9 protein-coding genes and 1 pseudogene are annotated in these 11,091 nt (G+C 41.8%); 6 read left to right on the forward strand and 4 right to left on the reverse strand.

Going from position 1 to position 11,091, the window contains the following annotated elements; all coding sequences use genetic code 11:
- The first annotated feature begins 15 nt into the window (after positions 1-15).
- The 3 genes from sodC (at position 16) to NI470_RS13700 (ending at position 3,288) form a co-directional block, all read left to right on the forward strand.
- Positions 16-558 (forward strand): superoxide dismutase family protein, encoded by a 543-nt coding sequence (sodC, locus tag NI470_RS13690; protein ID WP_004732359.1) that lies wholly within the window; start codon positions 16-18, stop codon positions 556-558.
- A gap of 129 nt (positions 559-687) precedes the next feature.
- Positions 688-2,871 carry a YccS family putative transporter gene (gene yccS / locus NI470_RS13695; RefSeq protein WP_253148703.1) on the forward strand — a complete coding sequence of 728 codons (2,184 nt, stop codon included), beginning with the start codon at positions 688-690 and terminating at the stop codon, positions 2,869-2,871.
- Between the two features lie 120 nt (positions 2,872-2,991).
- The gene (locus NI470_RS13700; RefSeq protein WP_253148701.1) at positions 2,992-3,288 is read left to right on the forward strand and encodes a DUF3817 domain-containing protein; all 297 of its coding nucleotides are present in this window, start codon (positions 2,992-2,994) and stop codon (positions 3,286-3,288) included.
- 179 nt (positions 3,289-3,467) lie between these two features.
- Here the strand turns inward: NI470_RS13700 and craA are convergent, their stop codons facing one another.
- The 4 genes from craA to NI470_RS13720 form a co-directional block, all read right to left on the reverse strand.
- Positions 3,468-4,697 carry a chloramphenicol efflux MFS transporter CraA gene (gene craA, locus NI470_RS13705; protein ID WP_253148699.1) on the reverse strand — a complete coding sequence of 410 codons (1,230 nt, stop codon included), beginning with the start codon at positions 4,695-4,697 and terminating at the stop codon, positions 3,468-3,470.
- Positions 4,698-4,788: 91 nt separating this feature from the next.
- A complete protein-coding gene (locus tag NI470_RS13710; protein WP_005249830.1) occupies positions 4,789-6,285 on the reverse strand; it encodes an AbiH family protein in 1,497 nt (498 codons plus the stop codon).
- 79 nt (positions 6,286-6,364) lie between these two features.
- Positions 6,365-6,742, reverse strand: a complete 378-nt coding sequence (locus tag NI470_RS13715; protein WP_253148724.1) for a hypothetical protein — start codon at positions 6,740-6,742, stop codon at positions 6,365-6,367.
- A 141-nt stretch (positions 6,743-6,883) separates the two neighbouring features.
- Positions 6,884-8,293, reverse strand: coding sequence for an FAD-binding oxidoreductase (locus tag NI470_RS13720; protein WP_253148697.1), 1,410 nt, complete (start codon positions 8,291-8,293; stop codon positions 6,884-6,886).
- 354 nt (positions 8,294-8,647) lie between these two features.
- Here NI470_RS13720 and serA point away from each other — a divergent pair, with 354 nt between their 5' ends.
- From serA to NI470_RS13735, 3 genes and pseudogenes are all read left to right on the forward strand, one after another.
- Complete coding sequence (gene serA, locus NI470_RS13725) at positions 8,648-9,880, forward strand: phosphoglycerate dehydrogenase (RefSeq protein WP_005108551.1); 1,233 nt, start codon at positions 8,648-8,650, stop codon at positions 9,878-9,880.
- 124 nt (positions 9,881-10,004) lie between these two features.
- A complete protein-coding gene (locus tag NI470_RS13730) occupies positions 10,005-10,871 on the forward strand; it encodes an EamA family transporter (RefSeq protein ID WP_253148695.1) in 867 nt (288 codons plus the stop codon).
- Positions 10,872-10,990: 119 nt separating this feature from the next.
- A pseudogene (locus NI470_RS13735) lies at positions 10,991-11,091 on the forward strand (IS5/IS1182 family transposase); the annotation flags it as partial.

The following is an 11,091-nucleotide window of genomic DNA, read 5'->3' on the forward strand; positions in this document are numbered from 1 at the left end:
CAGGATGCCAAAATCATGTCTTCATTGTTTAAAATTACGACACTTTGCGCGTTAAGCGCCGCACTTTTTACCGGTTGTGCATCAACCTCCCCATCAAATGAAGTGGTCAGAGCAGTAACTGTGAATGCTGTAACTGCTCAAGGTGTGGGCCAAGAGATTGGGACCGTATTACTCAGTGACAGCCCAGCCGGTCTGGTCATTCGTACCAACCTGAAACAACTTCCTGCGGGTGAACGCGGTTTCCATATTCATGAAAATGGTTCATGCGCGCCTGCCATGAAAGACGGCAAGATGGGTGCAGCACTGGCTGCAGGTAGCCATTACAATCCAAATCAGGCACCGCATCACGGTACACCAGTGACAGGTCACTTAGGTGATTTACCCGCATTGAAAGTCAATACTGACGGAACTGCACGTGTGACCCTGCTTGCGCCACGTCTGAAATTGGCTGATGTTCAGGGTCGTGCGATTATGGTTCATGCCGGTGGCGATAACTATTCCGACAACCCATTACCCTTGGGCGGCGGCGGTGAACGTATTGCCTGTGGTGTGATCTAAACACCTTCATGCCAATGACTAAATAGAAAAAACGGGCACTATGCTCGTTTTTTTCATGGATTTTTCTTTTATTTTGGCGTCTAAATTGCATTCAGAACTTTGCGTTTTTACTTTCCGGATCCTGTCCTTGTGAATGCTGCCCGACCTGCGACTGCTACTTTTGTTAAAATTATAAAACCTGTCCTGCTGCCCTTTCAGTCCAGTGCGCTGATGACTTATTGCCTGCAGATCCTGCTGGTGTTTTTAGGTACCACTTTCGGTCTGAAATTTCTGGGTTATGAGTCCTTGATCGTTCCAGTAACTTTAGGGGCAATTGCCACGGCACTGACTGATTTTGATGACCGGCTAAGCCTGCGTTTGCGCAACCTGTTACTGGTCATCATTCTGTTTTTTAGTGTCAGCAGTATTCTGGAATTTCTTGCTCCGCATAAATTCTGGTTTGCACTGTGGCTATCACTGTCGAGTGCGCTGTTTATGCTAATGGGTGCCTTAGGCCAACGTTATGCCACAATTTCATTTGGCACCATTTTACTGTCAATCTATACCATGTTCGGCCTGGGCGAATATCAGCACTGGTATGAACAGCCGCTTTATTTTGTCATTGGGGCGCTATGGTACGGCCTGACGTCTATTCTTTTTTTTCTGCTGCGTCCTACTTTGCAGGTTCAGGAAAATCTCGCACAAAGCTTGCAGCACATGTCGGATTTACTGCTGAGTAAAGCCAAACTGTTTGATCCAGACCAGCATCCAAATGTTGAAACCCTGCTCTATGAGTTGTCACTTAAAAATACTTTAGTCATTCAGAGTTTTAACCGTAGCAAAGATTCGCTATTGACCCGACTCAAAGCTTCGCGTGCCAATCGTAATACCATTTACTGGCTGAATCTGTATTTTTTGATGCAGGATATTCATGAACAGGCCACCGCGAATTATCTGCATTATGAACAGATCGAACAGCATTTTAGCCGCACTGACCTGATTTTCCGGATTCAGAAAAATATCCGTCTGCAAGCCCTTGCCTGTCAGCATTTGGCAGAATGTGTACTGCGCAATGAGAAATTTTACCTGTCTACAGATGATGAACTGGCATTAAAACATTTACAGGAGTCGATGCAGGACTGGATTGCTCAACACCCACAAAATATTGAAGTTAAAAATTTACAGCTTATTCTGGCCAATCTGCTGAGTGTATATGAGCAGTTACAACACCTGCATGATCAACAGGCGCTGTATAAGCCACGCTATCAGCAGCATTTTGATGACCTGAGTCTGTTTGATGATGATATTCGCGATAGCACAGATTTCTGGCTGAAACTCAAACCGCACTTGAGTCCGCAATCGGCACTCTTTCGGCATGCGGTGCGGATTGCCATTGTGTTTCTAGTCGGCTATGCCATTTCATTATTACCCTTTGCGAAAAATGGCTACTGGATTTTACTGACCAGCCTTTTTGTCTGTCAGATCAGTTATTTTGCCACCAAAAGCCGGCTCAAATTGCGAACTCTCGGAACGTTATTGGGGGTGATACTGGGTGTTCCCATCCTGTATTTTGTACCAAGTGTCGAAGGACAGTTATTCTTGACAGTAATTTTTGGTGTCGGTTTTTTCTATCTACGTTCCAAAAAATATGCCATGGCCACTCTCATGGCGACATTGATGGTACTCCTGATCTTCAACCTGAAAGGTGCCGGTTACGCGATCATTTTGCCACGTATCATTGATACCCTCATAGGCTGTCTGATTGCCTGGATGGCAGTAAGCTGGATCTGGCCTGACTGGAATTTTCGTAATATTTCCAGCAATATCAAAAAATCATCACATGCAACACTGAACTATTTTTCTGCAGTGGTCGAGCAATATCGAAACGGTAAAGATAACAGTATTGCTTACCGGACTGCACGGCGTCTGGCCCACAATGCACAGATTGATTTATCCAGCATGATTTCAAGCCTGAGTACCGAACCGAATCCAGATCCGCAACTGGTCAAAAGTGCCTTTCGCTATCTGGTCTATAGTCATAGCCAACTCAGTTATATTGCAGCATTGGGGAGTCACCGTGAGCAGGTTACTGATACACAAATTCTGGATTTAATGCACTGGTGCCAGCAAACCTTAACTGGGGTATTGCTGCAACAACAGCCTTTAGATACCTACGACATCGATCATAAACTGGCAGAAATTCAACGCTTAAGTACCCAGGAAAACCAGTCAGCACATCTGCTTTTGGTGTTGAAACAGATCAGTTTATTGTTGGAAACCTTACCGGAATTACTAAAATTACGTCACGAATTATTAGGTGCCGAGATTAAATAACCAACTGCCTTACTTGGTTATAACTTATTAAAAATATTGAATATATCTTTATTATTAAGATTCAATATTCAGGTGATATTCGGTACACTCAGAACTAATTCGGTTAAATCAATATGTATTATGAACATCAAAACTTTGCGTCTGGTCGGTTTGCTTGAAGGGATTTCATTCCTGCTGCTGTTATTTATCGCGATGCCAGTGAAATATATGATGGATAATCCGATTTTAGTGAAATATATCGGTATGGGTCATGGCGTACTTTTTGTATTGTTTCTGGGGGTATTATTTGCGGTATGTGAAAAACAGAAATGGTCTCTCAGCATGTTTGTGCTGGGTTTAATCGCTTCGATTCTGCCTTTCGGTCCATTCCTGTTTGATATGAAACTAAAGAAGCTGGAACAGCCCGCTGAAGCTTAATTGTAGAATCCTAATATAATTAGATCAGTCAAAAGAAAATTCTCTCTCCCTTTGGGAGAGAGTTAGAGAGAGGGAACTTATTAAATACTTAACCTCACCCTAGCCCTCTCCTAAAAGGAGAGGGAAATTCAATACTGAACATATGATTTCAATAATTTATAATTTCCCTTAATAAGGAATCAAAACTCCCCACGCTCCTGTCTTTCCAGCATTAACTGTTTGAGTTGCATGCGTGGCAAAGTAAACCAGAGTGCAATCAGAATCAAAGAGGCAGCACAGTAGGCCCAGATATCATAAGCTTCATATGCCATTCTTACTGCTTCAATTACCACAAAAAAGCTGAGCATCAGGATAATAGAAACCGTCGCAGCCACCGTACCTTTGGACACTTCTGAAGACATCAGTGCAAAACGGTATAGTACCGAGAAACTTACGCCCTCACCGAGACTGATACAGGTGGTACCGATAATCAGGCAATGGACAAAATACTCTGGAATCAATAAGCCCAACATCAATAAACCTGCACCTAACAGCATCAATGGCAGACCCAATAATACGGTTTTGCCCAGCGGTATTTTATCGATAATTTTCAGCAGAATCAGATTACCTGCAATCAGACCGCCCAAGACCGGAAACTGCGCCAGACCATATTGCACACTACTGAATCCAAATTGCTCGACCAGAATCACGGGTGACAGGGCAATCCATAACATCAAGGGCAGACTCACCAAAGGCAAGGCTACAGTCATGATCACAAAGCGTTTATTTTTTAAAACCTGTTTAAAGTCATCCAGAATATAGCTGACCGGCTGTCTGGGAATACTGACGTTCAGGTTTGGCATTTTGGCTTTCAGGCCGAACCAGCTCAGAAATGACAGAAATGCGATACCGATAAAGCCCCAATGCCAAGAGATATGATCAATCATAAAGGCACCCAGCACTGGTCCTAGCAAAGGTGCCAGCAAAGACACATTGGCCATCAGTGCCATGACTTTGATGGCATCACGCTCTTCAAAGCTTTCCTGAATGGCGGCATAACCAACGGCGGTAATAAAGGACAGGCCAAAGCCCTGTAAAAAGCGCAGGAATAAGAAACTTTCGATATTGGGTGTTAATAAAATAGCCAGACAGCTAATCGTGAAAAATGCCACACCACCCAGCAGTACCATTTTACGTCCAAGACGATCGGACAAAGGTCCCAGAATCGCTGCGACAAATGCCCCACCCAACAGGAAAAAGGACATGGAAGATGGCGCCCAAGAACTGCTTACCCCAAAGTCACGGGTAATCGACAGCATGGCCGGCTGAATCAGGTCATTACAGATATAGACTGAGAATTCAAATAGGACCAGTGCCAGCGGAAACATGAGTGTGGCACGAGTCAGTTTTTGGGTCTGGATATTTTGCATGGGAGTTTTTATTGTCAGTCTGCCCGTTTTAACAGACTGAACTTTGTCTAAAATAGAAAGAAGAAATTTTAGCAGATTTACTTCTTCAGTTTCAGGATACTTGCTCTAACTCTATTTTGTTTTCAGTTTGAAAATTTACTTCAGGATTAGGCTCAAATTTAAGCCACTTATTTTTCATCCAAAATTCAATTTTATCCTTACCTAATATATGAATTAAATTAGCTAACAACTCAAAGTTTGCTTGTTTATTATGATAAAAGACTATTACTTCAAAAAATTTCTCACTTTCATTCATTTCAAATATTTCATTGATATAATTTTTATCTGAGATATCGAGAGAGTGCCCCCAAATAAATATTTTTCCTTTTAATTGTTCCAATTTTTGTCTATTTACTTGAATAAAGTTTCTATCACTATCCTTCATCTCATTTGTCTTCCAATCATCAAGAAGACTTTTTCTTGTCTCATCAATAGTATCAGTTAAATTTTTAATTTGATTTTTTAGATCATGTAAAAAAATATATTGTGTATTTTTTAAAATTTTTTGGTGATATTTAGTGAACCCATATGCCTTTATTTTTTTTATTGATTCATTTTCAATTTCTGATACACCTAAAACTATATTTTGGTCTTCACCAAGTTGTCCATGTAAAAAATCAATCTGAATTAATTTATAAAATCTTAAGAAGCTATTAGTGTAGTTGAATGAATAAATTTGATCTAGATTTATCCAATCACTTTTATTAATCATAAAATCAACTTTAGGATCTAAATTATCCACAACTAATGTTAAATATAGATTAAATATTTCTATAAAGTTATCTAAAGATTTTTGCAAATTTTCTAAGATTATGTGCTCATCAATTTTCTGATATCCATGTTTATAGGAATTAATTTCATCCTTGATATAAAACCTATAATCATCGAAACCATTACCAGTTTCATAAGGTCTCGTGAATTTTCTTCCATATTCATCCTCATCCTCACCATCTCCATAATAGCCTGATTTTAAAAGATTTAAACTTTCTAAAATTTTACAGTATTCAGCTTTTATAAAAATTTGACTTTTTTCACATTCTCCAGAATGATTAATATGGTCGGAGCAGTAACCAATCTCATCAATTTTTTCATTTATCTTATCTATGAATATACTTATAGCTCTCAACGCTTCATAAATTTTTTGTTCGAAATCGATCCATGTTTTTATCTCTTTCACATGATTCTTAAAATATTGATACCAAGCATTATTTTTTAATAGAAATTGGATTTCTACAATTTTTTCAAAGGATAACTTAATATTATCTGTCACGTAAATTTGCTTTGTTTTCGTAATAAAATTCCTATCTCGACACTGACTAAAAAGTTCATCAAAATTCATTTCATAAGTCTGAGGATTAATTGCTTTCTTCAATTGTAAAAATTTAACAATAAGGTCACCTACGTTTTCGAAATGACTTGTCACTAAATCATTAAGAGGCTTACCTAATTCTTTATTTTCAATAGCCTCCATGACATCCATAAAATGGTCATACTTCGTCGGCAAATAATGCGACAAATCAAAACCATTCCCCACAATTAAAATATTCATTTTTATAGTTCCCCAAAAATAAAAAAGCGCATCACCTAGATACGCTTTTAACCAAAAACTGCCTAAAGATCAAACACTATTATGGACAGACCGCTTTCTGGAAAGTCTTGGTATTTGAACCTCTTGCACAACGATACAACTTCTCGGTGTTTTCCAGCATCCAGCTGTTATCTTCCCGTTTAAAATAATAAATGGTCTGTACCGAATGTACCGAATCATCCATTAAACCGGTTTCAGTGACTTTGACCTGTCCAATCGTGGGCGACTCTACCTTGTCAAAGAACTGCCGTAATTCAACCGTTGCCAGTTCCTTGCGTAAATCCGGTCTTAATTGTAAAACCTGTTCCAAAGGCGTGTCCGAAGACGACTGTACCTTTGCAATGACCTGTTGAGCAGTTGCACAGCCTGAACCCAATATACCAAAAGCGAGAGTTGCGACTGCCAATATCCGGAACATATTATTTAACCCTTTATCGTCATTCTTATTCCAACCCATCATGCCGAGCTTCTTAGTACAAAACCATTTAGACTCTGTAACTGTATTTACACAGCAATAAAAAAGCGCACCTTTCGATGCGCTTTTTTCAATTCCGACCGATTAAAGATCGAAAAGTTTACCCGGGTTCATGATGCCATTTGGATCGAACACTTTTTTCAGGGCTTTCATATATTCAATTTCTTCCGCCGAACGCGAATATTCAAGATATGGCTTCTTGGTCATGCCCACACCATGTTCCGCAGAAATTGAACCGTCATATTTTTTCACGGTATCAAAGACATACTTGTTCACCACCTGACATTTGGCAAAGAATTCATCTTTAGACAAATCAGCAGGTTTTAAGATATTTAAGTGCAAGTTACCGTCACCGATATGACCGAACCAGCAGATTTCAAAGTCTGGGTAATTCGTCGATACAATCGCATCAATTTCTTTAATGAATGCAGGAACGTGCGTGATCAGAACGGAAATGTCATTTTTGTATGGAATAAATGGCGCGATAGATTCAGAAATATCTTCACGTAAACGCCATAAACTTTCTACCTGATCCAGGGTTTGGCTCATTACGCCGTCCAGCACCCAACCTTGTTCCATGCAATGCTCGAAGATTTCCATCGCCTTGTCCATAATCGGTTCAAACGGCGCTTCAAACTCAAGCAATACATAGAATGGGCATTCAGTTTCAAATGGACGTTGCACGTGACCATGGGCCAAGACTTTCTGCATCGCCAGTTCACCAAAGAACTCAAATGCAGTCAGGTCAATTTTCGCCTGGAAGGCATGCAATAACGGCATGATCGCATCAAAGTCAGGCACACCCAGTACCATCACTTGCAGGTCTTGCGGTTGACGTTCAAGCTTGATTTCTGCTTCAGTCACCAGACCCAGCGTCCCTTCACCACCAATAAATAAATGTTGAAGCGCATAACCGGTTGCATTCTTGATCATGCCTTTGTTCAGACGCAATACATCGCCCTTACCCGTCACCACAGTCAGGCCAAGCACCCAGTTACGGGTCATGCCATATTTAATCACTTTAATGCCGCCAGCATTGGTGCCGATGTTACCGCCAATTTGCGATGAACCTGCCGAAGCAAAGTCAACTGGGTAATACATGCCCTGCTCTTCAGCATAGTTCTGTAACTGTTCAGTCACCACACCTGCCTGTACGCGCACCATGCGGTCTGCCGGGAAGAATTCCAGAATCTGGTTCATCTTGTCCATGCTGACCACGATCTCGCCATTGGCTGCGACAGCACCTGCAGAAAGACCGGTACGACCACCCGATGGAGTCACTGCAACATTAAATTGGTTCGCCAATTTTACGATGTCTTGAACTTGCTCAGTTGACGACGGAAAAACGACGACTGACGGGTTTGGATCAAAGTGCTTCGTATGATCGCGACCCCAATTCTGGAGGCTGTCCGTATCGGTTTTAATACGGTTTTCACCCACAATTGCAGTCAATTGGGTCAATAACTCAGGGGTTAAAGCGACTGGAGCATTCATCGTTTGCAGACCTAGCATGATTTAAACAAGAGAGACTTCGCTGGTTCATTTGCACATTTTTTACGCATAAAAACATGGATACAAATCAGGCGAAACATGATTATTAAAGCACCGGATCACGCTGCTTTAAAAGCATGGCGCAATATTATAAGCTATTTTTTGGTGTTTCCCGCGAAAAATGACAATTTTGATAATATACCTTTGAAAATGCAGATTTAAATCAAACACCATGATCATTATTATCAATATATCTTGCCAGAATAGCTGATGTGAGCGTCATTAAGGAAATGTATAAGTGCGCTTTTCCTGTGCTATTATACCGCGACTAAATTTGGCCTTTGTAGCGGAGCCGTAATGAGCCAACATCTATCTCTACCTAAAGATAAAATCCGTTTCTTGTTGTTAGAAGGCGTTCACCAGAATGCAATCGACACTCTAAATGCTGCTGGATATACCAACATCGACTATCGTAAAACTGCGCTTGAGGGTGAAGCGTTGAAAGAAGCGATCAAAGATGCTCACTTCATCGGTATTCGTTCCCGTACTCAACTGACTGAAGAAGTCTTTGAAGCTGCGAACAAACTGATTGCTGTCGGTTGTTTCTGTATCGGTACCAACCAGGTGAACCTGGATGCTGCAATGCGTCGCGGTATTCCAGTCTTTAACGCACCTTACTCAAATACGCGTTCAGTGGCTGAACTTGTACTTGCTGAAGCAATTCTTCTTCTACGCCGTGTACCTGAAAAATCAGCAGACACACACACAGGCGGCTGGAACAAATCTGCAGTTGGTTCGTTCGAAACACGTGGTAAAACTTTAGGTATCGTAGGTTACGGTTCAATTGGTTCACAACTTTCTGTACTTGCTGAAAGCATGGGTATGAAAGTGATCTATTTCGATACAGTGACTAAATTGCCTTTAGGTAATGCACGTCAAGTCGGTAGCTTGGGCGAACTTTTGGCAAATGCCGATGTGGTTTCCCTACACGTTCCTGATGTTCCGTCTACACGTAACTTCATGACTAAAGATCAGTTCGCGCAAATGAAAGAAGGTTCAATCTTCATTAACGCGGCACGTGGTACCTGTGTCGTGATCGAAGACCTGGCAGATGCGATCAAATCTGGTCACATTGCTGGTGCTGCGGTTGACGTATTCCCGAAAGAACCTAAAGCAAACGGTGAAGAATTTGTTTCTCCACTGCGCAACCTGCCAAACGTAATCCTGACTCCGCATGTGGGCGGTTCGACCATGGAAGCGCAAGCGAACATCGGTCTGGAAGTAGCTGAGAAATTCGTAGCTTATTCTGACAAGGGTATGACACTTTCTGCGGTGAACTTCCCAGAAATCGCATTGCCATTGACTGAAGGCAAACACCGTTTACTGCACATCCACCAAAATATTCCGGGCGTGTTGTCTAAGATCAACAACCTGTTTGCTGAACAAGGCATCAACATCTCTGGTCAGTCACTGATGACTAAAGGTGATGTCGGTTACCTGGTGATGGATGTCGATGCTGCTGCATCTCATGAAGCACTTGATATGCTTTCGAATGTTGAAGGTACAATCCGCGCACGCGTATTGTTCTAATTCAATATTGTAAAAAAACCACAGCTCTCGGGCTGTGGTTTTTTATTTTTAAGGTTTGTATTTTTAAACCTTTTTCAGCTTATGCTGCTCTTCCGCTATTCGAGCAATCGAAACCTATTTAGTCATGCTGAATTTTAAAATCGCACCGATGGTGCAAGCGCCGCTGATTCTGTTGATCGCCATGATCAGTATGCAAAGCAGTGGCTCCTTTGCCAAATATCTGTTCGGTCAATTTCCCATTCTGACTGTTTCCGCAATGCGTCTGCTGTTAGGCGCTATGATTTTGGCACTGATTTTTAAAATTTGGAAAATCCATTTCAGACAGATCAAGTGGCCGGCCATTATCAGTTATGGCCTTGCCCTGGCTGGCATGAATCTACTGTTTTACCTGTCGATTGATCGCCTGCCGCTGGGGATTGCCGTCTCTTTTGAATTTATTGGCCCCTTAAGTGTTGCCCTGTTTTATGCACGTCAGAAATTCGACTTTGTCTGGGTCGGACTGGCGATTCTAGGGCTAATTCTACTGTTCCCTTTTGATCAGGCTGCCCAGCCGCTTGACCCGATTGGGATGGCATTCGCCTTGGGTGCAGGTGCCTGCTGGGCCTTATATATCGTTGCCGGCCAAAGACCTTCAGGCGTTTCTGGCAATCATACTGTCTGCTTAGGCATGTTTGTCGGTATGCTGGTTTTGATGCCGATTGCGCTCTTTGCAGGCATGCCGGCACATACTTTTGAACCGATGAGTTTGCTGTATCTTGTGGCTTTGGCAGTACTAGCCAATGCCCTGCCTTTCACACTGGAAATGATTGCCCTGCGTAATTTAAGCGCACTGAGTTTCGGCACCTTGATGAGTTTGGAACCCGCTATTGCCGCACTCTCAGGCCTATTGTTTCTGGGTGAAACCTTGTTGTGGACACAGTGGCTGGCATTGGCCACGATTATCAGTGCTTCGGTAGGCTGTACAGTGACAGCACAAAAAAGGAAGCATTGAATAAAAATAAAGGCGCTAGAGCGCCTTTATTTAAGATTACTTATTTTCAAATTTTAACGTGGTGTGGCTTTGTTGCACAAACCTATCTGTAAAGGCTTTTTCAGCGATATAATTTTCAAATGAAGAAGCCTACACACAAAATCTACCGCACAACCAATTGGCCCGCATATAACCGAGCACTCATGAGTCGCGGAAATATTGCCATTTGGTTTGATCCTGC

This window comes from Acinetobacter lwoffii, from assembly GCF_024129115.1.
Taxonomy (GTDB): domain Bacteria; phylum Pseudomonadota; class Gammaproteobacteria; order Pseudomonadales; family Moraxellaceae; genus Acinetobacter; species Acinetobacter lwoffii_T.